Origin of the sequence: Rhodococcus aetherivorans, from assembly GCF_011058165.1 — a bacterium.
In the GTDB taxonomy this organism is placed as follows: domain Bacteria; phylum Actinomycetota; class Actinomycetes; order Mycobacteriales; family Mycobacteriaceae; genus Rhodococcus; species Rhodococcus aetherivorans.
On record NZ_JAALEG010000012.1, the window covers coordinates 35133 to 60526 of the forward strand.

Annotated in this window: 26 protein-coding genes; 4 read left to right on the forward strand and 22 right to left on the reverse strand. The window is 69.0% G+C overall.

Features of this window, described 5'->3' with window-relative positions; all coding sequences use genetic code 11:
- Positions 1-17: 17 nt before the first annotated feature.
- The 4 genes from G6039_RS07380 to G6039_RS07395 all read right to left on the reverse strand — a co-directional run bounded on the left by G6039_RS07380 (position 18) and on the right by G6039_RS07395 (position 4714).
- Positions 18-2360, reverse strand: coding sequence for an MMPL family transporter (locus G6039_RS07380; RefSeq protein ID WP_029547067.1), 2343 nt, complete (start codon positions 2358-2360; stop codon positions 18-20).
- Between the two features lie 37 nt (positions 2361-2397).
- Positions 2398-3012 carry a TetR/AcrR family transcriptional regulator gene (locus tag G6039_RS07385; RefSeq protein WP_037201331.1) on the reverse strand — a complete coding sequence of 205 codons (615 nt, stop codon included), beginning with the start codon at positions 3010-3012 and terminating at the stop codon, positions 2398-2400.
- Positions 3013-3090: 78 nt separating this feature from the next.
- Positions 3091-3552 carry an RrF2 family transcriptional regulator gene (locus tag G6039_RS07390; RefSeq protein ID WP_029547065.1) on the reverse strand — a complete coding sequence of 154 codons (462 nt, stop codon included), beginning with the start codon at positions 3550-3552 and terminating at the stop codon, positions 3091-3093.
- Between the two features lie 163 nt (positions 3553-3715).
- Complete coding sequence (locus G6039_RS07395) at positions 3716-4714, reverse strand: hypothetical protein (RefSeq protein WP_029547064.1); 999 nt, start codon at positions 4712-4714, stop codon at positions 3716-3718.
- 95 nt (positions 4715-4809) lie between these two features.
- On the opposite strand from G6039_RS07395, the gene G6039_RS07400 reads away from it, so the two are divergent.
- The 3 genes from G6039_RS07400 to G6039_RS07410 all read left to right on the forward strand — a co-directional run bounded on the left by G6039_RS07400 (position 4810) and on the right by G6039_RS07410 (position 7581).
- The gene (locus tag G6039_RS07400) at positions 4810-5385 is read left to right on the forward strand and encodes a TetR/AcrR family transcriptional regulator (RefSeq protein WP_006944476.1); all 576 of its coding nucleotides are present in this window, start codon (positions 4810-4812) and stop codon (positions 5383-5385) included.
- An 87-nt stretch (positions 5386-5472) separates the two neighbouring features.
- Positions 5473-6423 (forward strand): sterol desaturase family protein, encoded by a 951-nt coding sequence (locus tag G6039_RS07405; RefSeq protein ID WP_029547063.1) that lies wholly within the window; start codon positions 5473-5475, stop codon positions 6421-6423.
- Between the two features lie 264 nt (positions 6424-6687).
- On the forward strand, positions 6688-7581 hold the full coding sequence (locus G6039_RS07410; RefSeq protein WP_043801355.1) for a hypothetical protein: 894 nt from the start codon (positions 6688-6690) through the stop codon (positions 7579-7581).
- 62 nt (positions 7582-7643) lie between these two features.
- On the opposite strand, the gene G6039_RS07415 is transcribed toward G6039_RS07410, so the two are convergent.
- Positions 7644-7997, reverse strand: coding sequence for a hypothetical protein (locus tag G6039_RS07415; protein ID WP_043801353.1), 354 nt, complete (start codon positions 7995-7997; stop codon positions 7644-7646).
- 251 nt (positions 7998-8248) lie between these two features.
- Here G6039_RS07415 and G6039_RS07420 point away from each other — a divergent pair, with 251 nt between their 5' ends.
- Positions 8249-8485, forward strand: a complete 237-nt coding sequence (locus G6039_RS07420) for a hypothetical protein (RefSeq protein WP_043801350.1) — start codon at positions 8249-8251, stop codon at positions 8483-8485.
- 366 nt (positions 8486-8851) lie between these two features.
- On the opposite strand, the gene G6039_RS07425 is transcribed toward G6039_RS07420, so the two are convergent.
- The 17 genes from G6039_RS07425 to G6039_RS30485 all read right to left on the reverse strand — a co-directional run bounded on the left by G6039_RS07425 (position 8852) and on the right by G6039_RS30485 (position 25392).
- Positions 8852-9094, reverse strand: a complete 243-nt coding sequence (locus tag G6039_RS07425) for a hypothetical protein (RefSeq protein WP_043801349.1) — start codon at positions 9092-9094, stop codon at positions 8852-8854.
- Positions 9091-9813: a RelA/SpoT domain-containing protein gene (locus G6039_RS07430; RefSeq protein WP_152103858.1), complete on the reverse strand. Its 723-nt coding sequence runs from the start codon at positions 9811-9813 to the stop codon at positions 9091-9093. The genes G6039_RS07425 and G6039_RS07430 overlap by 4 nt, the downstream gene beginning before the upstream one ends.
- Positions 9814-9892: 79 nt before the next feature.
- On the reverse strand, positions 9893-10372 hold the full coding sequence (locus G6039_RS07435) for a hypothetical protein (RefSeq protein ID WP_152103859.1): 480 nt from the start codon (positions 10370-10372) through the stop codon (positions 9893-9895).
- A gap of 165 nt (positions 10373-10537) precedes the next feature.
- Positions 10538-11971 carry a polysaccharide deacetylase family protein gene (locus G6039_RS07440; protein ID WP_043801343.1) on the reverse strand — a complete coding sequence of 478 codons (1434 nt, stop codon included), beginning with the start codon at positions 11969-11971 and terminating at the stop codon, positions 10538-10540.
- 3 nt (positions 11972-11974) lie between these two features.
- Positions 11975-12799 carry a hypothetical protein gene (locus G6039_RS07445; RefSeq protein ID WP_174824755.1) on the reverse strand — a complete coding sequence of 275 codons (825 nt, stop codon included), beginning with the start codon at positions 12797-12799 and terminating at the stop codon, positions 11975-11977.
- Between the two features lie 15 nt (positions 12800-12814).
- Positions 12815-13336: a hypothetical protein gene (locus tag G6039_RS07450; protein ID WP_152103860.1), complete on the reverse strand. Its 522-nt coding sequence runs from the start codon at positions 13334-13336 to the stop codon at positions 12815-12817.
- Positions 13329-13604 (reverse strand): hypothetical protein, encoded by a 276-nt coding sequence (locus G6039_RS07455; protein ID WP_043801338.1) that lies wholly within the window; start codon positions 13602-13604, stop codon positions 13329-13331. The genes G6039_RS07450 and G6039_RS07455 overlap by 8 nt, the downstream gene beginning before the upstream one ends.
- Positions 13605-13646: 42 nt before the next feature.
- Positions 13647-14135 carry a hypothetical protein gene (locus tag G6039_RS07460; protein WP_051446140.1) on the reverse strand — a complete coding sequence of 163 codons (489 nt, stop codon included), beginning with the start codon at positions 14133-14135 and terminating at the stop codon, positions 13647-13649.
- 9 nt (positions 14136-14144) lie between these two features.
- Positions 14145-15251, reverse strand: a complete 1107-nt coding sequence (locus tag G6039_RS07465; RefSeq protein ID WP_051446139.1) for a DUF4185 domain-containing protein — start codon at positions 15249-15251, stop codon at positions 14145-14147.
- 2 nt (positions 15252-15253) lie between these two features.
- On the reverse strand, positions 15254-16072 hold the full coding sequence (locus G6039_RS31000; protein ID WP_051446138.1) for a M23 family metallopeptidase: 819 nt from the start codon (positions 16070-16072) through the stop codon (positions 15254-15256).
- Entirely contained in the window at positions 16072-16698 is a 627-nt protein-coding gene (locus G6039_RS07475; RefSeq protein WP_152103861.1) for an N-acetylmuramoyl-L-alanine amidase, read from the reverse strand. Before G6039_RS07475 ends, G6039_RS31000 begins: the two co-directional genes overlap by 1 nt.
- A gap of 11 nt (positions 16699-16709) precedes the next feature.
- Entirely contained in the window at positions 16710-17096 is a 387-nt protein-coding gene (locus G6039_RS07480; protein WP_043801335.1) for a hypothetical protein, read from the reverse strand.
- A gap of 12 nt (positions 17097-17108) precedes the next feature.
- The gene (locus tag G6039_RS07485) at positions 17109-18227 is read right to left on the reverse strand and encodes a hypothetical protein (protein ID WP_043801331.1); all 1119 of its coding nucleotides are present in this window, start codon (positions 18225-18227) and stop codon (positions 17109-17111) included.
- 13 nt (positions 18228-18240) lie between these two features.
- Positions 18241-19242 (reverse strand): hypothetical protein, encoded by a 1002-nt coding sequence (locus G6039_RS07490; RefSeq protein WP_043801329.1) that lies wholly within the window; start codon positions 19240-19242, stop codon positions 18241-18243.
- A 5-nt stretch (positions 19243-19247) separates the two neighbouring features.
- Positions 19248-20420 (reverse strand): Gp37-like protein, encoded by a 1173-nt coding sequence (locus G6039_RS07495; protein WP_043801327.1) that lies wholly within the window; start codon positions 20418-20420, stop codon positions 19248-19250.
- Positions 20420-21337: a phage tail family protein gene (locus G6039_RS07500; RefSeq protein ID WP_040275465.1), complete on the reverse strand. Its 918-nt coding sequence runs from the start codon at positions 21335-21337 to the stop codon at positions 20420-20422. The genes G6039_RS07495 and G6039_RS07500 overlap by 1 nt, the downstream gene beginning before the upstream one ends.
- Positions 21334-25392, reverse strand: a complete 4059-nt coding sequence (locus G6039_RS30485; RefSeq protein ID WP_043801323.1) for a transglycosylase SLT domain-containing protein — start codon at positions 25390-25392, stop codon at positions 21334-21336. The genes G6039_RS07500 and G6039_RS30485 overlap by 4 nt, the downstream gene beginning before the upstream one ends.
- Positions 25393-25394 lie beyond the last annotated feature (2 nt).

The following is a 25394-nucleotide window of genomic DNA, read 5'->3' on the forward strand; positions in this document are numbered from 1 at the left end:
AAGGCGCCCGGGTCCGGTCATGTGTGCGCCGGCTCGCGGCTGGGCTCGGGGACGGTCAGCTCACGGCGGAGCTTCTCGCCCTCGACGTCCACGTTCGGCAGGATGCGGTCCAGCCACGTCGGCAGCCACCAGGCCTTGTCGCCGAGCAGCGCCATCACCGCGGGGATGATCACCATGCGCACGACGAACGCGTCGAAGAACACGGCGGCGGCGAGCGCGAAGCCGATCGACTTGATGAACGAGTTCGGCTCGGCGATGAAGGCGGCGAACACCGAGATCATGATGACCGCCGCCGCGGTGACCACCCGGGCACCGTGGGCGAATCCGATCCGCACGGCCTCCTTCGCGGACGCGCCGTGGACGAATTCCTCCCGCATGCGGGTCACCAGGAAGACCTGGTAGTCCATCGCCAGGCCGAACACCACGCCGATGAGGAAGATCGGCATGAAGCTGACGATCGGCTGCGGGTTGGAGACCAGCCCGCCCCAGCCCTCCTGGAAGACCGCGACGGTCGCGCCGAACGTCGCCAGGACGCTGAGCAGGAATCCGAGGGTCGCGGTCAGCGGCACCAGGATCGACCGGAACACGAGCATCAGCAGGATGAACGCGAGTCCGACGACCACCGCGAGGTACGGGACGAGCGCGCTCTGCAGGGTCTCGGACACGTCGCCTTCGAGGGCGGTCTGTCCGGTGATGCCGTAGGAGACGCCGATCTCGTCGTGCAGCTGGGCCTCCTGGTCGCGGATGCTCGACACGAGGTCCATCGTCGCCGGCTCGCTGGGGCCCGACCGGGGGGTGACCATGATCTGCGCGGTGTCACCGGCCTGGTTGACGGCCACGATCTGGGCGTTGACCACCTCGTCCTGCTCGTACAGGCGCTGCACGACCTCCCCGAACGCCTGCTGCGGCGCGACGGTGGCCTCGCGGGCGTCGGCGACGACGAGCAGCGGGCCGTTGCGGCCGGGACCGAACGCCTCGTTCACGAGGTCGTAGGCCTGACGGGCGCTGGTCTTCGGGTCGCCGGTGGCCTCGGTGGGCAGGGCGAGCTGCAGGTTCGCGCCGGGCAGCGCGAGGATGCCGAGCAGCAGCACGCCGGCGACGAGCGGGATCAGCGGCTTGCCGGTGGCCCAGCGGATGTAGCGCTGGGCGGCGCTCGGCCTGTCGGTGTCGGCCTCCGGGTCGTGGTCCTTCAGGCCCGGGATGCGGCCGGCGAACGCCTTGCGGCCGAACAGGCCGAGGATCGCCGGCAGCAGGGTGATCGCGATGAGCACGGCGATGAACACCGTGAATGCGGCCGCGTAGCCCATGGCGGACAGGAACGGGATCCCCACCACGCTGAGGGCCATCAGGGCGATGATCACGGTCAGGCCGGCGAACACGACGGCGGAGCCGGCGGTGCCCACGGCACGTCCGGCCGCCTCGGCACGGTCGGCGGTGACGGTGATCTCGTGCCGGAACCGGGAGACGATGAACAGCGAGTAGTCGATCGCGACGGCGAGACCGATCATGATCGCCAGCGTCGGGGTCATCGAGCTCAGGTCGGCGAAACCGGTGGCGATGGTGATGCCGAGGCTGCCGATGGCGATGCCGATGATGGCGGTGATCAGGGGCAGGCCCGCGGCGACGAGCGAGCCGAAGGTGATGGCGAGGACGACGGCGGCGATGCCGATGCCGATGAGTTCGGTGACGCCGCCGGGCATCTCGGCCTCCGCGGCGGCGGTGCCGCTGACCTGGACGTTCAGGCCCGCGTCCCGGCCGATCTCCGCGGCCGCGGCGATCTGCTCACGCATCGTGTCGTCGACGTCTCCGAAGCCGCCCTCGAACGGGACGGTGACGAATCCGACGGTGCGGTCCGGGCTCAGTGGCGACAGCGCGGCCGCGTCGGCGAGCGCGGTCTCCTCCGGCTTGCCCTGTTGCTCGGCGGCGGCCTTCATCTGTTCGACGAGACCGGCGTTCGCGGTGACGGGGTCGACGAGGACGGCGGCCTGCTGCTCGGGGGTGGCGACGGCCGGATCGATCTTGGCGGCGGCGGTCACCTTGTCGATCCCGCGGATCGCCGCCAGCACCTCGTTCATCGCCGCGAGGTTCTGTGGTTCGTCGAGGGTCCCGCCGTCGGGGGCGGCGAACACGTAGCGCGCGCTGAGCGCGTTCATCGGGTCCGCGGCGTTCGGGAACCGTTCGGCGAGCAGGTCCTGCGTCTGCTGCGCGGGAGTGCCGGGGATGGAGAACGAGTCCGTCGTCGGCCCGGACAGGGTGGCCGCACCCACGCCGAAGAGGACGAGGATCGCCAGCCAGAGGGAGAGGACCGTGCCTTTTCGCCGATAGGCGAACTTGCCGATCCGATAGAGATAGGTCGCCACGGGGAACCTCGTCTTCCGGATGTGTCGTGCAGGTGTTTTAGGAAAGGCCTTGCCGCAGCTGCCCGAAGGCGGCACGGACGAGTTCCTCGGGGGAAGCCGCCCCCGAAGTGCCGGCGAGCCACAGTTCGACTGCCGACTTCATGGCCGAGACCGCGGCGTAGCGGACCAGGCTCGGGTACAGGTCGACCCGGGGATCGGTGCCGGTGCGCTCGGCGATGGCCTCGACGAGCAGTTGCGAGGCGCGCACTTCCATCTCGACGCGGCGCGCCAGCAGTGCCGGGCTCTGATCGACGAGTTCCATGGTCGAACACATCTCGACGAAGTCGCCGTCCGGCTCCGAAACGATCTGCCGGGCGACGGCTTCCATGGAGTCCCATACGGGTTCCCCGGCGGGCCGTGAGTGCAGGCGCCCGACCCAGGAGTGCACCAACCCCTCGAGATGCGCGAGGACGGCCTCCTCCTTGCTCGCGAAGTAGTTGTGGAAGGTGCGGGTGGACACGCCCGCCTTCGCGGCGATGGCGTCGGCGGTGACGCCGTCGATGCCCTTGGCGCGGGCAAGGTCGGCCGCGGCGGCAACGAGCGCTGCCCGCGTGGCGGCCTTCTTGCGGTCACGCAGTCCGGGCGGATTGGTCACGTCTTCCACGGTACGCATCTTGCAGAGCCCTGCAAATTTGCAGAGAACTGCAAGAATATGCGGTTGCCCACACCGCCCCGGGCGTTGTGGCAGCGCTCACGTGCGCCGGCGTTCCCAGGCGCCCGGATCGGCGGTCAGGTCGGCCACGAACCGCGGAAGATCGTCCGCGACGACGTCGGCGAGGGTGACCTCCTCGAGGACGGCCCGCAGATTCACCCGCACCGCGATCCATACGTCGCGCAGGCGTTCGGCCGGGCCGGTGTAGACCACATCCTCGGGCCGCTCGCCGCGCACCGACGCGAGCGGGCCTTCCACGGTGCGAATGATGTCCGCGATGGAGATCTCGTCGGCCGGGCGGGCCAGCCAGTACCCCCCTTCGGGGCCGCGACGGCTGTGCACCAGTCCGCCGCGGCGCAGATCCCCGAGGACCGCCTCGAGGAACTTGTGCGGGATGCGCTGCGCCCGGGCCAGGCCCTCCGCCTTGGCGGGCGCCTCGCCGGCCGCCGCGAGTTCGAGCAGGGTGCGCACGGCATAGTCCACCCGGGCGGTGATATGCACGTCGCACTCCTCGGTTCGCGCCTGGCCGCCGGGCGCCGGCGGACACACGATTCCTACCAAACCGGAGGGAAAGCGCGCGACGCGGCCGCGGTCATGCGGCGGTGCGACTGCGGTCATGCGACGACGGTGCAACTGCGGTCATGCGACGACGGTGCGACTGCGGTCATGCGACGACGGTGCGACGACGTGCCGACGCCGCGCACAGTGCGAGCCCGGCGACGACCCATGCGCTCAGCACCAGCACCGCCGTCCCGCCGCCGTGCCCGTCGAAGAAGGCCACCGAACGGACCAGCGTGCCGGCGGCGCCGGGTGGCAGCAGCTGACCGAAGGTGCCCCACCCCTGCGGCAGCCACGCTGCGGTGGTCGCGAAGCCCGACAACGGGTTGCCGACGAACATCATCAGGACCGCCCCGGCACCGAAACCGGGCAGCCCGAAGAGCGACTCGAGGCCGAGCAGTGGCAGCGAGACGGCGGCCAGGCCCAGCGTGAGCGCTCCGGCGGTGGCCCAGTAGTTCCCGGTCAGGCTGCCGAACCCGAACTGCAGGACGGCAGTGAGGGTCAGCCCCGCGAGCACCGCGAAGCCGACCGCGCCGAACACGCGCAGGCCGACCCGCCGGGGGAACAGCCGGACGAGGGCGATCGCGGGCACCAGACCGCCCAGGACCAGCGGCAGGGCCAGCGAGTTCAGGCCGGCCCCCGCCGGGTCGTCGGCCGGCAGCGGCACGACGTCGCGCACGGGAACGGGTCGGCCGACGGCCTCCGACAGGCCGGTGGCCGTGGCGGTGAGAACCTGAGCGACGGGGGCGCCGCCGGCCCCGGCGACATACATCGCGGGCCCGTCCGGCCCGACGGCGAGGCCACCGACGACCTCGCGGTGCTCGATGGCGCTGCGCAGCGCCTCCGCGTCGGCGTACCGCTGCGGCGCGAACGCACCGGGCCGGGCACCGGAGAGGCCGGCCTCGATCTGGGCGACGGCCTGGTCCGGCCCGGCGATGCCGATCTTCAGCGCGTGCGGGCCGCTGTTCACGGCGGGCGCGGCGAATGCGAACAGCATCAGGGCGATGACGGCGGTGAGCGCGAGCACGACGCCGGCGACGCGTACCGCGTCCGGCGGGGCGTGCCGCGCCGTGGAGGTGTCCGGGGAGGAGGTCGGGGCAACCATGACGGCTCCTTGAAGTGGAGGATTGTTCTCCGTTTATGTGGAGTATATTCCTCCGGTAGGAGCGGGGTGTCAACCCGCCGAACACAGGAGATCCCATGCGCGCCGATGCCGCCCGCCGCCGCGAGGCCCTGATCCTCGCGGCCCGCGACGTGCTCGCCGAACGCGGGCACGACGCACCCCTCGATGCCATCGCCGAGCGCGCCGGCGTCGGCATCGCCACCCTCTACCGCAACTTCCCCACCCGCGACGATCTCGCGCACGCCGTGGCCCGTCGCACCCTCGACGAGGCGGGCGCGGCGGCGGATCGCGCCCTCGCCGCGATGACGTCGGACCCCGAACGTGCCTGGGCCGAATTCGTCGACACCGCCGTCCGGCTGCGGCTCGGCGCCCTGATCCCGGCTCTCATCGTCGAGAGCTACCGGGAACTGCCCGACGACGTCCTCGAGATCCGGGAGGGCACCAAGGCGCGCGTCACCGAGCTCGTCCACGCCGCACAGCAGGCCGGCCTCGTCCGCGACGACGTCCAGCCGATCGAGGTGATCATGGCGGTGGCCCGGCTGACCCGCCCCCACGTGCGGTTCGTCGACGACGTCGTGCCCGCCCTCGTGCCCCGGATGATCGCGATCTACCTCGCCGGCCTGCGTCCGGACGGGCGGCCGCTCCCGCAGTGACCGCCCGGCGGCCCCTCGCCCGCCGTAGTGACCGTCACCACATTCCGGTAGATTGGACGCCTGTTCACATCACTCCCGGAGGACCGAATGTGGGAGACCCTGACGGCGTCCTGGGCGTCGCTGCTCGAGCCTCTGCACGACCCCGTCGCGCTGGCCATCCCGGCGTTCCTGCTCTTCCTCGCCCTCGAATGGGCCGCCGCCCGCACGCTCGAGCACGTCGAACCCGGCGACGACGGGCACACCCGTCCGCCGCGCGGCGGCTACGAGGCCATCGACGCGCGCACGAGCATCTCCATGGGATTGGTCTCCATCGGCACCAGCGCCGCCTGGAAGGTGCTGGCCCTCGTCGGCTACTCGGCGATCTGGGTGTACCTCGCACCGTGGCACCTGCCGGCGGACGCCTGGTACACGTGGGCGATCCTGATCCTCGGCATCGACCTGCTCTACTACTGGTACCACCGGACAGCGCACCGGGTGCGGCTCGTGTGGGCCACCCACCAGGCACACCACTCGAGCGAGTACTTCAACTTCGCCACGGCCCTGCGCCAGAAATGGAACAACAGCGGCGAGATCCTCATGTGGCTGCCGCTGCCCTTCCTCGGCATCCCGCCGTGGATGGTGTTCGTCGGATTCTCCGTCTCGCTCGTGTACCAGTTCTTCGTGCACACCGAGCGGGTGGGCACGCTGCCCCGGCCCGTCGAGTTCGTGTTCAACACCCCGTCACACCATCGTGTGCACCACGGGTGCGACCCCGAATACCTCGACCGCAACTACGGCGGCATCCTGATCCTGTGGGACCGCCTGTTCGGTACCTTCCGCCGCGAGACCCACCGCCCCACGTACGGACTCACCAAGCCCGTCGGCACCTACAACATCTGGCGGCTGCAGACGCACGAGTACCAGGCCATCGCCCGCGACTGGCGGGCCGCCACGAGGTGGCGCGACAAGCTCGGCTACGCGTTCGGCCCGCCCGGCTGGGCGCCGCAGCGACCGACCACCGTCGCGAGTGCGCAGTTGTCGTCACGACACGCCGGGTGAAGCGACCGGAACTGCGCATTCGACGAACGAAAACGGCCCCGATCCGGTCAACCGGATCGGGGCCGTTCTTGGCGGTGGCGGAGGGATTTGAACCCAAATTCAGGCCAGGCATAGGCGCAGCCCTCGCGTCAAATGTGGCCCCTGAGCTGCCAATTCTTCCGACTTCATCCGAGCTCATCCGACTCGATCGGACGGCTCGACTGTCCGAAAACTGTCCGATCCGGACTGCCTGCGCCGCCGATCGGGCGATGAGAGGATCCGACCATGAGACTCCGCGGTCTGTTTGCCGCCCCGGCCGTCCTGCTGCTCCTCGCAGGATGCTCCTCGGGCGAGGACACCACACCCGGCACCACCGAGACCATCACCTCCACGCAGGGCGGCAACGAACGCGGCGCCACACAGGCGTCCGTCGGTCAGCCCGTGCAGCGCGCGGACGGCGCCTACACGATCACCGCCGACAGCTTCGTCGAGCCGACCGGCTGCGACACGTACGGGGAGGACAAGTCGCCGGCCGACACCGGTGAGCGCCTGGTCCTCGCCACCTTCACCTTCGAGTCCCACGACGTTCCGCTGACACGCTCGTATCTGATGCCGATGGACTTCTACAGCGTCACCGACGGCACGGTGAAGCCGACACCGAACATCGGCGGCGAGTACCAGTGCGAGGGCGGCGCAGAGGGCCGGCCCGCGCTGAACCAGCCCCTGCCCAACTCCCGCTTCGTCCGCACGGAGACGTTCCTCGTGCCGCTCAGCGCGCAGCAGCTCGGCTACCGCGACCCGGAGACCCGGCAGGCCTTCGAGTGGGACATCACCCAGGTACAGCCCGCCGCTCCCCCGCCGGCCACTGAGGCGCCGGCAGCGACCCCGACGTACGAGGCCGAGACGACCTACACCCCGGAGCAGCCGGCATACACCGCGCCGGCGCCGGCCGAGACGACGTCGTCGCTCGAGTACAACTGCAGCGACGCGGCGTGGCGCGAGTCGATGGGCGCCGAGGGCGATCGCCTGTGCGGGTCCACCTGGCAGCCGTACACACAGCCGCAGGTTCCCGTGACGCCCGACTACGGCGGCGGCCAGTCCAGCGGCGAGTCCCAGATGCAGTGGGGCTGCCAGCAGGGTTACATCGACCCCGCGACGTGCCAGCAGTACGGGTACTGACCAGCGAACGACAGAACGGCCCCCGACCTCAGTGGTCGGGGGCCGTCCCAGTTCTGCGTGCGCTACTCGGCGCTGCCGGAGGCGAACGGGTTGTACGCCCAGACCTCGCGCATTCCGCGGACGTCGTTCACGATCGGGATCAGCGCGTGGACGGTGCCGTCCGAGGTGGTCTGCGTGCAGTCCCAGATCCGGTCGCGGAAGCCGTGGCACTGCAGGCCGGTATTGCCGTACGGGCTGATGATCAGGCCCTTCTCCGAGTGCTCGCCGAAGGCGCCCGGATCCCAGGGGGCGACGAACGAGGCGGTGGCGACGAACGGGCCCGAGGGATCGACCTCGTCCTGGGCGGCGGCGGTGGGGACGAACGCTAGCGTGGCGGTGGCCGCGAGGGCGGCTGTGGCGAGTGCACGTTTGATCATTGGACTGCGTACCTCCGGTCGTGGGTGCGGACTCGTGTCCCGTACCTCAAGATCGAAACGTACAAACCGGCCGTTACGGTATCGACTCCATCACGACTCGCTTCCGTCTCATCCGCCACAGCGGGACTCGCACATGCGTTCGAAGATTGGTAGCGTGCACCGCGCGGGGCCGGTGAGGCGCCAGCCTGGGAAGCACCGGCTCCGCCACCGGCGGTCGGCGCGCAACTCAAGATCACGCTACGGTTTCGCGCATGTCGACCAATACACGCACCATCCGCGCTGAGGAACTTCTCGCCCTCCCGCCCGGACTCGACCACGAGCTCCACGAGGATCGTGACGGAAGGCTCATTGCGCTGAAGTTCGACCGAGCCGAGCTGATCACCGAGAACACCCCGTCCCCGTACGTGCGGGCGTACGTATCCGAGGACGGTGCGCTGCTGGTGAACCGGGATTATCGGCCTGACGAGTTCGTCACCGTCTCCCCCTGAGACAACGAGAAGCGCCCCGCGACGATCCAAATCGTCGCGGGGCGCTTTATTGCGATAGTCAGCCCTGCCAGGCCATAGTCAGCATCGGCGCTGACCGACTGGTGCGGCACCCACCCCGCAGCGCCGGCCTGTAGTTGGTTGCAGGGTGCCGGACAATACCTCACAACTCGATCATGGATACCGTAAGCTTTCGCACAGTCGTCGGCACCCCCCTGCCCGGCGGCCGAAGCCCCGCCGGAGTTGCCCCAAGCTCTCTCCGGCGGGGTTTCTCGTGAGTCCGGTATGGATGAAGTGACCTGTCTGCCGGTATAGACAAAGCGCCCCGCTCTCGGCAGTAGATCAGAGCCGTTCGCGAGGATGAAGTGGTCAGAGTCCGGCGAAGTACTTCGAGACAGCAACGGTCCCGTCGAAGTAGTTGGCGTGGGTGACCCGGATCGTGTCGAGGGAGTCCGAACCGATGAGCACGATCTCGATTGAGTCCATTCGGTCGAGATGCTCGCGCTCCATCCGCGCGTACTCGCTCATGGCCTCAGATACGTCGGTTCCGAACTCGTTCACCTTCAGGAGCTCAGCGCGGGCATGGTCGAAGACCAGCAGGAAGTGGTTCATCCTTTCCTCCAATGCTGACCTCCGTGTAGATGCGGCCACGCCCGAGTCCTGAGGGCGTCGATTCTCTGCGCAAGTATGGCATCTACTGTCAAGCCCTGTTCTTCTATGGCCATCGCCTCGGATACCGCCCGGAACCAGTCGTTCACTTCTTCTGCTCCGTATCCGGACTTCACGTCGGTGCCCGTGGTGACCGTGATCCTTTCGACCATGACGGCCCACTCGTGCATGACCTTGGTTCGGAGCTGAAGTTCAATCAGCCGGTCGCGGTGCTCGACGACGAGGTGGACCGCGCGATACCCGGACGGCTTCGGGTCGGCGATGTAATCACGGACATAGCGGACCTTTGCCCGGGATTGGTAGCGGTCCTGGATCCGCCGCACATCGTCGATGGTGGTCACGACGGCGCGGCAACCACCGATGTCCGACATGCGGGCGAGTTCCATTCTCGGTTCGCGCTGCAGCTTGTCCAGAATCGTCCGCACCCGCTTCAACCGTTGCGAGACCTGCCCCCAGCACCCAACTGTGTTCACCCTCGATCGCAGCCCCATCGACGCCGCCTGCAGTGGCCCCGCGTGAGCGGCGCGCCACGCCTCCACGATGTCCAGCGCATCACTGATGTCTCCCCAATCACTGATCGGGTCTGCGTTGGGTCCGAACACCCCGCGAAGAAGACGGCCGGCGGCATTGACCTTCGTCTTCGAAGGCAGCGAGTTGGTCACCGCGGCAGACTATCGGCGCAACCGGACATCGACGCCCGCGTGCCGCCCCTATCTGGCACTCGCGCGCCGGTAGTGAGTGTTATGCGCCGAGGTCCAGTTGCATCTGCTGGAACGGCGGCGCGATGTCCGTGGGCGGCAGCTCGCCGCGGCGTCGGAGGTCGTGCCAGGCATTCGCAGCGCCGCGTCCCTTGGTGCGGACCCGGTGGCAGTTCGCGCAGACGACCTCGCACTTGGCGATCTCGGCTTCGATCGCGGTCCGTGAGTGCATCATCATCTCCCCGACGTGAGCGAGTTTGTTCACGCCCGGGAGGTGATCGAACTCGAGCGCCTCGGCGTGCTCGCGGTACCCGCAGTCGACGCAGCCTTGCTCGAGCTTGTAGTTGCGGATGAAGTCGAGGTTGGACTGGTACTTCTGCCGCATGATGCGGCGGGCGCAGTCTCGGCAGTCGAACCGGCGCCGCATGCGGGCTTCTCCGTTACGCCGTTGGTCCCGGTAGAAGAGGGAGATGTGCTTGGTCTCGCCGCAGATCCGGCAGGTGCGCCAGCTATCATCAGACATCGTCGAACTCCTTGCAGTTCGGCCATGCCCCGGGGGTGTTACAGCACCCGCCGGGGTCCTTTCGTTTGACCGCCTGAGGCTACCGGGGGAGTCCGACAAACCTGACGTACCGACTGTGCTGAGGGCCGGCCTCAGCACAGTCGGTTTGAGCCGTTACGGGCGGGGTCAGACCATCGACAGGACTTGCTGCATGGTGCGGACCTTCGCGCCCGACGTAGCGATGTAGTCCACGATCCCCTGGAACGTGGACGTGAGTGTGTTCGGACTCGACGGCGCCGACGCCTGGATTCCGTGGAACACCACGACCACCCACCCCTTACCGGCGACTGCCTTGTCGATCAGCGCCGAAACGGTCGCAACAGGGGTGGCTGGGCCGACACTCACCGCCCGGACGCGGTACGGCATCGACGGCGGCAGTGTCTCGACGAACTTCGTCGCGTTGCCCCGGGCCGCCCGGAAGTACTCGGCGACGATCCGCTCCCCGATGGCGTCGTACTCACCGATCGGGTAGGCGTACGACGTCGGCGCGAATCCGCGGGCGGTGTACCAATCCTTGATTGTGGTCAGTTCGGCGCGCATGTCAGCCTCTGTGCGACCGGCCATGCCGAGGGCGTGCTGCGCGCTGGTGTGCGCGTGGGCGCCGATCTCCCAGCCGTTGTAGTTCTGCAACGCCCGCATTTGGTCGACGGTGATCCGGTCTGGGTTGCCGACCTGCTCGAGGATGGGGAACAGCACCCCGGCGTAGCCGTACTTGTCCATGTACGGCCGAGCGATGCTGTACGCGGACGCGGACGAATCGTCGAACGTCAGGGTGACGACGCCGCCGGTCGCTGCTGCGGGCGGGTCGACCAGGGCGAAGCCGCCGAATCGCACGGTGATCGGGCCGGTGCCGTTGTCGTAGGCGCGCAGCCGGAACGTGTTGATCTGCGTCAGGTCGGGGGTGCCGGCCGACGCGGCGAAGTCGGATATCGCCATGTCGATGATCACCCACTCGCCGCCCTTGAGCGCCGACGCCTTTTCCCCGAGGGAACCCACGAACGGCTCCCCAGAGCGACGGTTGGTCAGCCCACCGGAGCCAAGCCAGATCGAGACCTGCCCCAGTCGGGCGTAGTTGTCGATCTTCAGCCACATGCGTAGGTACTTGCCGGTCACGTCAACCGGGGCGGCGATGGTCTTGTCGATTCCGAAGCTGGTCGATCCGGTGCCGTCGGTGGTGTAGCGGAAGGACTGGGAGCCGATCACGGCGTCTGTGGTGTCGTTCGGTTCGGCGGTGACGCCTGTTCCGGTTGCGGTCCAGCCGTGGCCGGCCTGGTTCGCTGGGGCGATGAAGTTCGACACCGGCGGGGCCGGGCTGCGCGGCGAGATGGAGAGCGCACCGCCGGCGGCTACGGAGACGTTGCCCGCAGCGTCGGGGGCGGACCCGTTGACCGACCGCACGTAAGTGGCATCTCCGACCGCACGCACCCGGGCGTCGACGGCGGTCTGGTCGAGCTTCGACCCGACCTCGCCCTTGGTGGCGAACCCGTTGCCGAGCGCGGTCTCGACGTCGGGTGAGAGCTTCCCGGTTGCCTCGTCGAACGAGACGAGCTTTCTGGCCATCGGTCAGGCTCCAATCGTGTACAGGCCGGATCCGGCCGGGGATTCGGTCATACCGGCCGGGATCGCGTACAGCCCCGATCCGGGCGGGTCTTCGGTCATGCCGGTGAACCCGTACAGCCCGGATCCGGCCGGCGACTCGGTGAGGGTGTAGGTCTCCGGGCCGACCGGCGGGAAGCCGAGCTCGACGAGGAGCCGCTTCCAGCCGGGGCCGCCGAAGAAGTGCCGCACTGAAAACCCGGCGGCGGTGTCGATCATGGCGTTGACGGTGGCCGGCCACGCGAGGGCACCCTCGCCGTCGGTGATGGTCTGCTCCCCCGTCTCGGCGACCTCGCCGGCGGCGATCAGCCGGCCGATGTAGATCGCGTCGGCGCCGTACCCGGAGCGGGCGAGGGTGAGGAACCGGCCGCGGCGGACCTGCGCGACGGCAGGCTGGTCGAACGAGACCTCGCCGGTGCCCTGCTCCGGCTGGACGCCGGACAGGTCGACCTGCAGGCCCGTCTCGATGTTGTGCCGGTTGGTCTCGAGGCCCTTGAAGGCCAGGGAGAACACGTCCGAGGTGATGTCCGAGCGCACCGGGTTGGAGTAACCGATCGCACCGATGTCGGACTTCTCCATCTCGCGGGCCCAGACGATCGCGTCTTCCTTGTCGATCAGGCCGTAGTCGAACCAGCCGGGCGGCAGTTCGGCGAGGGTGGCGACGTCTCCGGTGGTGATCGACGACATCATCGGCGCGTTCGGGCCCGCGCCGAACACGTGCGCCTCGGAGGGTTTGAGGATGAGCTCACGCTGGTGGCGGGCCAGCTCCAGCTGGGCGACTCTCGACGGCATCGCACATTCCTCTCGTCAGTCGCACCGGGGCTCGGGGTACGGGTTGTTGCGGCGCTGCTGCTCGAGATCACTGCGCGCGTAGTCGAGCTCGGCCCGTTCGAGCGCGATGGCGGACACGGTCGCGTCGTACCGGGTGAGCAGGTCCAGCACCGTTTGCGCCCCGCCTGGTACGGACATGAGCCCCTTCACCAGGTCGTCCATCGCGTCGTCGCGTCGCTCTCGCAGCGCATCGTCGCGGCGTTCGAGCTCGCGGTCTTCGGTGTTGATCTGCGCGTTGGCCTTCAGCGATCGCTGGAAGTCGGCGTTGCACTGGGCCTGGTGTTGCTGCTGGATCTGCGAGGTCACCACGGAGAAGGTCGTGAGCATCGAGAGGGTGATCACGACGATGGTGAAGTTGCGTGAGGATTTCGGAACAAATGGCACCAGCAGCGACATGCCCCGCAGCCGGTACTGCCGGTATTGGACGATCGTGCCGGCGGCGTAGCTGATCGCGGCGATCAGCACGTACCGGATGATCGTCTCCCACACTTCAGTCACTGGACTCGGCCTCCCTGTCGGCCTGTGGCCGTTGCTGTTGCGCGGGCGGTGGAGGCGGTGGCTGGTCGGCCTTGGCGGCCTGGTGGTTACGTGCGAGCAACCACATCACCACCGCAGTCATGATTTCGTTCAGTCCGGTCGGGGCGACCCATTCGAATCGGAAGAACTGAGAGATGATCTGGGCGCTGACCGATGTTCCCCACAGGGCTACGACGATGCCGACGACGAGGGAGCGTGTCCGAGGCGACGGTCCGTTCGGTTGTGACACGTGGGGAACCTTCTTTCAGTCCCGGCCCGCAGGCTCGTGTGGTCATGACTGCGCCCCAGGAGCCCCGGGTGGGGCGGCAGGGGTGGCGTACCGGGGCGCGATCTTCAGCCGTGCCACATACGAGATCGCGGTCTGGATGATGGTCTTGAGCACGAGCACGCCCAGGGTGGCCCAGGCAGCGCCGTCGAGGAAGTCGAAGTCTCCCAGCGCGAGGGCGAGGACCGACAGCAGCGCGAACCCGATGTCGATGGCCAGGCCCTGGACGAAGGTGCGCCATGATCGGCTGCGGGCGTCGACGATGGTGAGCTCCTCGCCGCGGCTGGTGACTGCGGTGACGTTGGGGACCGGTTCGGGCATCCCCCGCCCGGTCAGCACGCCGGTGCCGACCTGGCGGGCGTAGGCGCCGGCGCGGTCTCGAAGTGCTTGCTCGTTCTGCACCCACGCCTTCTGGGCCGCGTCGGCGGCTTCGCGGCGGACGAGGTCCCAGAACGGGACGGCGTTGTCGGCGTCGGGGTTGTGGTCTCCGGGCACGGTTGCCTCCTACGGGTGTCCGACGAACTCGGCGAGAATGGCGTCCCACTCGGAGACCGGCTGCGCGTCCGGCGGGGCCGGGTCGGTGAGGATCGGGCCGGTGGGGTTCGGGGTGGCGACGCGGTACTGCATCGCGCGGTACGGGTCGCCGTCGGCGGCCCACTGGGACACGATCATCACGAACGTGCCCTTGGTGCCGTCCGGCTTCTGGAAGCGGCTGTCCGGGTGGACGTAGCAGCCGTACAGGCGGTCGACGACGTCGAAGCCGAGCGGGAAGCCGGAGCCGCGCACCGGGCGGGTGATCGGCGCGGTGCGCCAGTTGATGTTCTCGATCGGGCCGTGGCCGACGCGGATGAAGCTGCTGTACGCTCCGTCGTCGAATCCGCTCCACACCCAGTGCCCCTGGATCCAGCGCAGCCCGAGCTCGCCGAGGCGGGCACCGGAGGCGAGCAGGTCGCCGGGTTCGTGGTCGGCGGGGTTGGTCTTCCACACCCACGCGTTGTTGATCCAGCAGCGGCCCTCCCACTTCGTTGGGTCGAGGATGTCCTCCTCGCGGACGCGCCAGAGCAGAGCGTTCTTGTTGCGGGCGAGGCCGCCGGTGGAGATGGCGTAGACCCAGCCGTCGCGGCCGCGGTCCCAGGTCATCATCACGCGCTGGCCGCGGTAGGCCGTGGTGGACCACTTCGTGGTGGAGTTGGTGCCGTTGACCCAGGTTTCGCCGAGGTCGTCGGAGTACCAGATCTCGCACCACAGCTCGTTGACCAGGCCCTGCGTGATCATGACCCACAGGTAGATGCGGTTGCCGATGGTGATGGCGTCGCACGGCAGCACGGTGGAGAAGGTGCCGTTGTTGTGCTGGTAGGGCCACAGCTGGGCGCCGCCCTTGCACGCCCCGTCGAATGCGATGGGCTGGGCCATGTCCCGGGTCGGGGACTTCAGGATTACCGGGGAGCGCCAGTTCGTCAGTCCGGTGATGGGCGGTCCCCACGGCTGGGTGCCGCCGAACGTATCGCCGAGGACGAACCCGACCTTGCCGTTCGGCATCACGAACGGGATACCGAGGTCGGTGCCGCCGACGTCCCCGATCGTCGGGGTGAGGTCCTTGACCTTGGCCATGGTCAGCTGCCGAGGATCTGGTTGACGTCGAGCTGCAGGTGCGTCGCGATGGCGCGCAGCAGCAGGTTGTTCTCCCGGGCGAGCGCCGCGGTGCGCAGCACGTGCCCGCGCATGGTCGTCGGGCCGGTGCCGCCGTCCTTGGTCTTGTCGGCGACCTCGCCGTAGGTCATCTCGGCGGCGACCGAGCGCAGCCAGTACCGCATCTTCGGGTCGGAGAACTGGTTCGGCATGTTCTCGTACAGCGTCAACGCGTCCGCCGTGTTGACGAGCTCGTTCTGGACGTCTGCTGCTGTAGCCACGGTGGCTCCCTTCGTTGCCGACGGCACCGACGCCGCCGGGGTCTTGGTGGTGCCCGGCGCCGGGGCGGCGCCGGGGTCGACGGCGCCGGCTCGGTTCAGCCAGGCCGCGGGGTCCATGTGCTCGCCGCCGATGAAGCCGGGCGAGCCCCACACCTCGAAATGCAGGTGCGGTCCGGTGGATTGGCCGGCGGATCCGACGTAGCCGATCAGGTCGCCGGCCTTCACCTGGTCGCCGCGGCGGACGAGGATGTCGCCGTGCTCCATATGCCCGAAGATGAAGTCCTTGCCGACGGTGCGCTGGGCATCGATCCAGAGCCAATTTCCGTAGCCCTGCACGGTATTCGGGGCGCGGTCCTTGCCTTCGACGACGGTGCCGTCGGTGGGCGCGTAGATCGGGGTCTTGCGCGGAACGCTGTAGTCGTTGCCGCGGTGGAACTCTCGCTGTCCGGTGACCGGGTTGATCCGCTCCCCGTAGCCGGTGCCGCGGGTGGTCTTGATCGGGTGGACGACTCGTGCGGGCATCACATTCCCCTTCCGACGAATTCGGCCAGGACCGTGTCCCAGTCCTCGCCGGTGACCGCGGCGCCGACGGCGCCGCCCTGGGACAGGTGCACGACGCGGTCGAGGAAGATCGGCCACGGGAACTCGGGTCCGGGGTCGGTGTGCCCGCCGCCCCACATGCCGAGGTCACCGTGCCCGCACACCCCCCGCGAGCGGGGCGGGGTGCCGTCGGTGACGCGGCGGATCGGCAGCTCGTTGATCTCGGCGCGCCACGCCACCCACAGGGCGCCGCGCCAGAGCATCAGGTCCTGGTTGCGGCCGTCGGCATCTTTGTCCGGATCGAGCCACTGCGCTGTGGTCCACTCGGCGAAGCTGCCGCCGAAGCACAGGTGCTCGGCCACGGTGTTCGCGTTCGCCGCAGCCCAGGGAGCGTCGACGTACCGCACCATCTGGATGAGCTCCCGCTCGTCGACCGCGTCGTGGTAGGACACCTGCGAGGAGGCCTGTGCGCAGTAGCCGGCGAGGGAGCGGGCGGTGCCGTTGCCCTGCTGGGTGTGGATGACGAGGTAGCGGCAGTCCGTTGCCGCGCCGGGGTATCGGTTCGGGGACCAGATCGGGGCCGCGTTGTGCGGGTCTGCGATCGCCACGGTCACGCTCCTTACTGCTGCGGGGGCTCGTTTTCCTGGCGGTATCCGATGAGCCGGGGCAGGTCTCGCCACTGTCCGTACTGGTCCATCCCGGACAGGATCGGGATTGCGTACGCGGGGGTCGCCATCACGACCTTGGAATCCGGGGTGTAGCCGAGGATCTCGACATTGAACGGGGTGTCGTCCATGACAGTGGTGCCCGAGTAACTGCCGATCTTGACGAATCGGATGTTGGGAACGCTCTGTCCGCCCGAGGAATCGCTCATGTTGACCTGGCGGAACTTGGCGACGGTGAGGTCGCTCGCGTCGGGGATGTAGCCGAAGCCCCGCCCGGCCGCCATGACGGCGTGCCACTTCCCGTCGGCAGGAACGGAAACGAGGTTGCTGTTGACGTACATGTGGTGTTCCTTTCACGCGACGATGAAGCTGAGATCTCCGGTGATGACTTCGGGCTCGGAGTACACGCGCGCCCGGGGGTTCTGCTGCTCGATGTACGGGACGCCGCCCGTTCCGACCTGGTCGAGATTGCCGATGCCCCCGTCGTCGGCGGCGGACTTCATCGGCAGCAGGCGCGTGTCGTGGCCGGCCGAGGTGACGTACGGGACGATGAAGTTGTTGTAGTCGTTGCGGATCAGGTACTTCACGATCCAGTTCATCCAGCCGTCGCCGACGTTGGTGTACATCAGTCCTTCGCCCCACTGGTCGGTGAACACCGCCGACGGCCGGATCCCGGACGGCAGATCGATGCGCATCCCGCCGCGGCCGAAGTTCCGGGTGCCGGTGCCGGTGCGGATCTCGAACTTCACGCGGCAGGTCTGGGTAGCGGGGTCGAGTTGGTACCAGCCGCGGCGCACCCCGCCGGCGCCGAGGTTGCACACCCCGTCGAGGAACGTCGCGAGCACCGGGTCGTACGCGGTCCACGGCAGCGCGGCCGCCGAGGTCAGCGAGAGGGTGGCGTTGCCCTGGCCGTCGTTGGCGGTGACGTTGTATTCGGTGGTTCCGGACTGCAGCACCGCACCGAGGGGCAGGTCGACGATGCCGATCTGTTCGGTCTGCGCGGCCTGGAACGGGCCGCCGAAGCCGCCCCACACCCGCACGTCGAGGACGTCGGCTGCGGCGATCGTCGACGCCGAGGGCCGTACCCGTACGACCGCGATCGGCATCTCGTAGGTGCCGCCGGCCACGCGGGTCAGTGCCGGTGGGGTGGTCGAGCCGACGACGCCCTGTTTGACGAACACCTGCACCGAGGAGTTGTCGCCGGCCCAGGTGAAGCGCAGCCCGACGACGTCGAGTCGGGCCGAGGCCCCGGAGTTCGCGGCGACCTGCACGATCTGCGCGGCGGATTCGACGACGAGGACGCCGCAGACCATGGCGGTGCCGGCGGCGAGCTGTACCGACCGCACTCCCGTGGAGGTCGGTTTGAATGCGGAGGCGGTGTCGACCAGTGCCTTCGCTCCGGCGAGCGCGAAGCGGGTGGCTTCCTGCACTTCGGTGACGGTGCCCTTGAACCCGGCGATGCTGGCTACCACGAGTGTGTCTCCCTCAGATGAGATATGAGCCGTCGACGGTGACGAGTTCCGGGCGGCCGTTCATCACCCGGATGCGCACGTCGTTCGTGTTGGCGACCACGTGTATTTGCCCGCGGTCGGATCCGCTGCGCAGCAGCATCTTTCCGTGGACCCACGGCCAGGACGGGTACATGACGGTGGCGTCGGCCCACTGGTCTGTCAGTTGGGCGCCGACCTTGACGGGCAGGTCCATGGTGTAGGGCACGCCGTCCGGGTTGGTCCAGCCGCCGATCGTGCCGTACAGCCCGAGCCGCACCTTGAATCGGCACATCCCGTTGGCGATGCGGTAGCGGCCGTCCTTCCAGAACGTCGTCGCGGTGATCAGCTGGCCGCTGCTGTTGCGCAGGTTCGGCACGAACGCCTTCCACGCGGTGGTCTGCGGGTCGACGACGGTGTAGCCGATGGTGGCCGCGGCGGTGTTCTGCGTGACCACCTGGTACAGCGAGGTGCCGACGAGGATCTCGGCGCCGAGCGGGATGTCGACGCGGGCGAGGTTGGTGGCCTGGTTCGCCCGGTACGGTCCGCCGACGCCGCCCCATACGCGGGTGTCGTACACGTCCCCGGTCGCGATCGTGGTGACGCCGGAGCGCACGTAGATCAGGGCGAGGACCATCTCGTACACCACGCCCGGGGTGCGGGTCGGGGCCGGGGACGACGGGGACGCCGCAGCGGTGCCCTGCTTGGAGAATGTCGTCACCGACGGGGTGGTTCCCCAGGTGAAGCGCAGCCCGACGATGTCGAACCGTGGCTGGCCGGAGGTGTTGGCCGGCAGCACGACGTCCTGGGTGACGGTCTCCGAGTAGCGCACCCCGGCGGCCATCGCGGCGCCGGCGGCGAGGCGGATGGTGCGGGTGCCGGTCGACGACGGTGCGAGGTCCGACGGGCCGGCGACCACCGGCGGGGCGAGCATCGTGAACCGGCGGGCCTCGCCCGCTTCGTCCACGATCCCCTTGAACCCGGTCAGTGTCTGGGCCACAACGGTTACCTCCTGGCGTTCTGGTTGCGGATCTCGGCGGCCAGGCGGGCGATGGCGTCGACGACCGCGGTGGGCCGGCCCGGGGCGGCGACGCCGCACTTCGGGGTGTAGGTCACCGGCGATCCGGCCTCGTCGCGCATCTCCACCTCGGTGATCTGTGCGCGGAACAGCTGCCCGGCGATGCGGGCGTAGGAGAAGTCGCCGAGCACCCAGTCCTGCCCCATCCACCACGGGTTGCCGTCGACGACGGTGAAGTTCACCGACAGTCCGCCGGCGGCCGCGGCGAGCTCGGCGCGTCCAGCCTCGAGCGGATCGACGTTCTCGTCGTTGGCTTCGACGAAGATCTCCGGCAGCCCGAAGTTCGCCGAGTCCGCGCGGGCGTCGGTGTCGATCACCTCGTAGAACGGGCGGGCGGTTCCTTCGCCTTTGCCGCCGATGTACGCGCGGTACGCCTTGCGTTCGGTGGAGGCCACCGAGAACTGCTCGAGGTGCTCCTGCTGCCACAGCAGCCGGCCGGTGTCACGGCTGGCGACGACGTCGATCATCACCGTGCCGGGCTCCGGGGCGACGTGCACCGCGGCGGGCAGCGGGTCGCCGGTGCGGTAGGTGCGGGCGGTGATCGTGTACCCGTACTTGCGCAGCACGTCGTCGGTAAGCGACTTGACGGTGACCATCCGCGCGGACAGTTTGATGATCGGGGACTGGTCCTCCACCGTGGACGGCACCACCATCACCGGGACCTGCAGGCGCCCGGCGGCGTCGGCGATGTAGCCCTTGATCACCGACTCGAGCGGTCCCTCGCGGACATCGGACTCGCGGTCCTGCAGGCTGGGCCCGACGTCGGCGTTGGCGACCGCGAGCATCGAGTCGAGCCAGATCCGGTCGTTGACGAGGGTGAGCTCGAGGACCGGGCCGTCCCCGTCGTCGACGTACTCGCCGGAGATCCGTCCCGTCCACGGCTCCGGCGCCGGGGTGTAGACGGAGATGAACAGCGGCTCCTCATGCACCTTCAGGGCCGCGGTGAGCAGCTCGGGGTCCGGGGTGCCGGGGATGGCGATGGTGCCCGAGCCGATGTCCTCCCACTTCCAGCTCACCGTCGCCGACTCGTGCTCGGTGATGGACGTGAGCAGCTCGCGGTGCCGGTTGTAGACCAGGTACCGCGCGTCCCGGCCGGCCATCAGTAGGCCGCCAGGTAGAACGTGGGGAGTTCGAGCCGGATGTTCGCGCCCGGGCCGCCGCCGATGATCTGCGCGGTGGCCACGACGTCGTCTCCCGGTTTGACCGGCGCGAAGTCGTACAGGCCGCCGATTCGGTCCCACGCGCGGTTGCCGCCGCCGTCGACCACCTCGGAGTGCGAGGGGTCGGTGACGATCACCAGGCGCTCACCGGCGGCGAGGCCGGAGACGTAGGTGATGTGCTCGCCGACGCCGACGACGGCCTGCCCGGGCCCGTCGATTGTCCACGTCGGCCACACCTCCACCTGCCCGGGGTTGGTGAGGACCGCGTTGCCGATCGCGTTGCCGCCGGTGATGTAGAAGTCCGGGGCCGCGTTGGTGGGTCCGTAGTAGTTGTCCGGCGTCGCCGAGCCGGTGAACGGGAAGTCGAACACCACGTCCTTTCCGCGCCAGAACGGGGATTCGGCGGCGAGGGTGATCTCGTACTCGGCCGTGCCGCGGACGTCGGGCATCGTGTCGACGTCCCCGTCGTCGAGCTCGACGAGGCGGCCGGAGAAGCTGCGGGACTCCCCCAGCGCCTCCACCTCCAGGGTGCCCGGGTACAGCGGGGAGAACGAGTCCCGGAACGACCGGTCCAGGTACAGGAACTCGTCGCCGCGGCGGAAGTTCCCGGCCGGCCGGGACACCCAGGTGTCGCCGACGACCACCGTCATCGTGCAGTCCCCCGCGTCCCAGTCGATTCCCTCGAACCGCACTCCGTGCCGGCGGGCGGTCTTGTGGGTGAGCTGGGTGAACTTCGGCAGCAGGATCGACTTCAGTCCTTTCGGCAGGATCGCGCCCTCGGTGCCGGACATCAGGTTCCACTCGGTGCCCAGGTGCGAGGCCCACCGCACCTGGACGCGGCTGTGCAGGGCGCTCATCCCAGACCTGCCTCGACCATGGCCCGCTTCGTCTCCCGGCGCACAGAGCGGGCGGTCGCCTTGTCGTCGACGACGTGCTGCTGCTCGATGTACTGGCCATAGATCTGCGCGCCCGACAGGTCCACGCTCACCAGCGCGTTGCGGTCGGACGCGGTGAGCACGTCGTCGACCGACAGGCTCGTGAGCCGATCGAGGATCGGGATCAGCTTCTCGTCGAAGCTGCGGGTCATCTCCGGATCCAGGACCCGCTCGGGGCGGATGATGTCCTTGAGCATGATGCCGCGGCCGCTGGCGATACCGCCGTCGTCGTAGCCGCCGGCGCGGTTGTACGCCGCGGGCAGCGACCCGTATCGGGCGGTGGCGTACCGCATCGAGGCGGCGATGTTCGCGCGCGGATCCCAGATGTCGTTGACGAACGCCGGGTCCCGGTACGCCTGGAACGTCGGGTCGATCACCTGCATCAGGCCCTTCGACGGAGTGCCGTTGGCGGCGTTGACATCCCAGTTGTTGATCGCCCGCGGGTTGCCGCCGGACTCCTGGTTCATGCGCCGCAGCGTCAGGTCCGCCCACGTCAGCGGATGCCCGTACAGGCCCAGGAGTTCCTCGACCAGCGGACGCCACCGCTGCACATCGCCGCCGCCCGGGTCGGCGTACCCGGTGCTGGGTTCGACCTCGTCGGCCTTGCCGCGCAGGAAGTCCCCGACCCCGGTCTTGAACTTGTCGAACGCAAGCTTCGGCAGCTTGCCGATGTCGCCACCACCGAAGTCGGGGATGGCGTTGCCGATCGGGTTCATCACGCCCTCGAAGGCGTCGGCGACGCGGTTGCGCAGCCACCCGAACAGGCCCCCGCCACCGCCGGAGCTGATCGGGGTGATCGGGGTGCCCGGCTCCGGGAGCGGCGCGTGCGCGGCGACGTGCACATGGTTGCGGTGCTGCGCGTTGGTGGCGGCCCCGAAGTCGAACGGCCGGCCCTCGTCGATGTTCTGCCACCCGTTGAGCGGGTAGTGGATCAGCTCGGCGAGCATCGGCCCGTAGTTGTCGTGGAAGAACCGGGCCGCGGCCTGCATCTGCGGGGTGGTGTCGGTGCCGTTCGAGAAGTCGACCGCCTTGCCCTGGCCGTGCAGGTCGTTGGTGTCGCGGTACGTCGAGGTGATCGACATACCCGGGAAGAAGCGGTGCACCTTGTCGACGATCGAGTCGACGATGCCGCCACCGGCGTACTGGCCCAGCTCCCGCCGCACCGCCTCCGGGCCACCGACGCGGGCCGCGGCGTTGATCGAGTCCACGCCGCCGGGGCCGAGCGCCCGGGCCGCCTCGGGCCGCAGGATCGCCTCGCCGCCGGACAGCCCGATGTGCAGACCCGACGGGGAGTAGAAGTCGTGCACGTCCCGGCCGGGGGTGTAGCCGGGCAGCACACCGCCGCGCGCGTAGTTGCCGAGTTCACCGAGCGGTGCCTCGCCGAGCTCGGGCAGGTTCAGCCAGCCGGCGACCTTGTTCCACGCCGCGCGGATGCCCTTGTTGTAGACGGTGTCGACGACGAACTTCACCGGCTTGGCGGCGATGCCCTTGATGCGATCCCACACCTGGCCGATCCAGTCGACCGCGGCACCGAAGGAGTCCTTGACCAGGTCGAGTGCGCGCTTGAGTCGGTCCCACACCGGGAGGACGACGTTGTCGACGACCCAGGCGATTCCGGCGCCGAGGGCATCCCAGACCGGTTTGATGACGCTGTTCCAGACCCAGGAGAAGTATTTCCCCACGGCCTGCAGTCCGGCGAGGAGCAGGTCCCACGCCACCTTGATGACGTTGTTCCAGACCCACATGATGCCGGCGCCGAGGGCGGAGAACAGCTGACCGAACCAGTTCAGGATCGGCATGATCACGTTGTTCCACGCCCAGGAGATCGCGGCCTGGATCCAGTCCCAGGCGGTGAGCACCGCGTTGCGGAACCAGTCGACGTTGTTCCACGCCCACACGATCGCCCCGACGAGGGCGAGCAGGGCGACGATGATGACGCCGATCGGGTTGGCGTTCAGGGCCGCGTTGAGCAGCCACTGCGCCGCGGTCATCGCGCCGGTGGCGACGGCCGAGGCGATCATCGCCGCCCGGGTCGCGATGAAGGAGGCGACGATCCGGGCGTTCGCCACAACCCAGGAGATCGCGGTCTTGCCTGCCTCGAGCGCGGCGGACGCTGAGGTCGCGATGAAGGTGGCCGTGGCGCGCGCTGCGTTGGCGATCCAGCCGCCGATGATGCGGGCCTGCGCCGCGGTCCACGATGCCGCGGTCTTGACCGCCTCCACCGTCGCGGACGCGGAGGTCTTGACGAAGGAACCGACCGCGGTGGCCTGGGTCTTGACCCAGCCGCCGGCGTCCTTCATCGTGCTCCAGGCCTGGGTGGCGGTGTCCTTGGCTGAGACCAGGGAGTCCTTGACGCCGACCACGCCCTCCTTCACGGAGTCGAACACGCCCTTGGCCTGCTCGAATCCGCCCATCACGCCACCGAGTCCGACCATCGAGGCGGCAGCGGCCAGGGCGTTGCCCTCGCTGTCCTCGAGGGCGCCGGTGAACTCCCCGAACAGGGGCAGGACGTTGTCCCCGAGCAGGCCGACTACCTTGTTCTGCATCTCGCGGCCGAAGGTCTGGATGGCGTTGAGCGGCCCACCTCCCAGCACGGCCCCGGCCTCGTCCACCGAGCCCTGGAACTCGGCCATGGCGGAGTCCGCGCCGTTGAGCTGGGCCAGGAACTGGGGGATCTTGTCCACGCCGAGGTCCTCTAGCGGCGTGCCGAACAGCGCGAGCGCCGCCTGCGATCGGGCCGCCGGATCCTTGATCCCCTCGAGCCCGGCCATGATTTCCCGGAACGCTGCCTTGGCGTCCTCCCCGCCGGCCAGCAGCCGGTTGGTCATGGCCGTCTGGTCCATGCCCAGGGCGGCGTACGCCTCGCCGGTCGTCTTGGACATGTCCGTGGCCCGGATCTGGAACTCCTTGAGAGCGTCGCCCATCTTGTCCATACCGATGGCGCCGTTCTGCGAGGCGTTCACGATCAGGCCCATGGCCTCCTGCCCGGTGAACCCGAGCCCGGTGAGGTATCCGCCGTACTCGTCGACGATGGGCATGAGCTCCCCACGCATCGCCGGGGGCACCCGCTGGAACGCGGCCATGAGCATGTCCGTGGCCTCTTGCCCGTTCTGCGCGATGCCGTTGCGCATCAGCAGGGACGAGGACATGGCGAGCTCGTTGACGTCCATGCCGAAGGTCTGGGACATGACCAGCAGCCGCTTGGTCAGGTCCTCCATCTCGGCGTCCGTGGTGTCCCCGATCAGGGACATCGACCCCGCGACGGCGCCGACGGCGTCGGTGACCTCGGCCATGGAGGAGCCGTAGTTCTGCGCGAACACGTTGCCGGCGATCGACCCGGCGCGCTTGGACTCCTCCGCGGTGAGGTCCAGCTGCGCGCGCAGCGACCGTTGCAGGTTGCCGCGTTCGAGGACCTCGCCCATCTGCGTCGACAGCAGTCCCACCGCGGCGACGGCACCGGTGGCCGCGCCCTTGAGGATGCCGCTGAATCCGCCGCCGAAGGCGCGGGCCCGGCCGGTCATGCGCTGGAAGAACGAGTCCGTCTGGGTTTCCGCTTCGGCGCTGTCGAGCCGGGCCTGCACTCGCAGCACTCGTCCCTCGGCGGAGCGCTGCCCGGACTCGGCGGCCTGCAGGGCCTGCGCCGCTGCCTCCTGCCGGCGGGTCGCCTTGGCCACGTTCTCGCGGGCCGTGGCCAGGCGGCCGGCGTCGGTGACGCCCCGATCGACGAGGGCCTGCAGCTTGGCCTCCGCGACGGCGACCGCGCCGGTGGCGTCGGCCTCCTTGCGGCGGGCCGCCTCCACCTTCGCCGAGGCCTGCTCCACCTGCTGGCGCGCCTTCTCGAGCTGCCGCTGATCGACCGTCGGCTGGATCTCGTGCTCGACCGGGTTGCTCTGGATCTCGCGGCGCACGCGCTGGAAGTAGCCCCGCATCGAGGGCATGACGTCGACGAAGGCGTTGCCGCCGGACAGATCGGGCACCG